1 protein-coding gene is annotated in these 554 nt (G+C 72.9%); it reads left to right on the top strand.

Going from position 1 to position 554, the window contains the following annotated elements; genetic code table 11:
- On the top strand, positions 1–554 hold a 554-nt coding region (locus tag OOT46_RS30695; protein WP_265407416.1), incomplete at both ends, for an AMP-binding protein.

The following is a 554-nucleotide window of genomic DNA, read 5'->3' as shown; positions in this document are numbered from 1 at the left end:
CCCCACCGAGCGCCTGACCGCGATGCTGGAAGACGCCCGCCCTCGCCTGCTGCTCACACAGCAGCACCTGCTGCCGGCCGGCGACACCCCTGTGCTGATGCTGGACCGCGAGGCTGATCGCATCGCGCAGCAGCCCGATGCCAACCTGCTGCCCGCCGAACTGGGCCTCGGCCCCCAGCACCTCGCCTACGTCATCTACACCTCCGGCTCCACCGGCCGCCCCAAGGGCGTGATGGTCGAGCACCGCGGCCTGGCCAACCTGGCCCGGGCCCAGATCGAGATGTTCGACGTGCAGGCACACAGCCGCGTGCTGCAGTTCGCCTCCTTCAGCTTCGACGCCTGCCTCTCCGAGTGCGCCATGGCCTTGTGCCGCGGCGCCAGCCTGCACCTGGCGCCGCGCGAGGCGCTGATGCCGGGGCTGCCGCTGCTGCAGCTGCTGCGCGAGCGCGGCATCACCCACGTGACCCTGCCGCCCACCGCGCTCGCCGCCCTGCCTTCGTCTGACAGCTTGCCGGCCTTGGCCACCCTGGCCGTCGCCGGCGAGGCCTGCCCGG

The organism is Aquabacterium sp. A7-Y (genome assembly GCF_026153205.1).
Lineage (GTDB): Bacteria > Pseudomonadota > Gammaproteobacteria > Burkholderiales > Burkholderiaceae_C > Caldimonas.
Note: the sequence above shows the minus strand (reverse complement) of the source record. Positions and strands in the feature narration are given on the sequence as shown.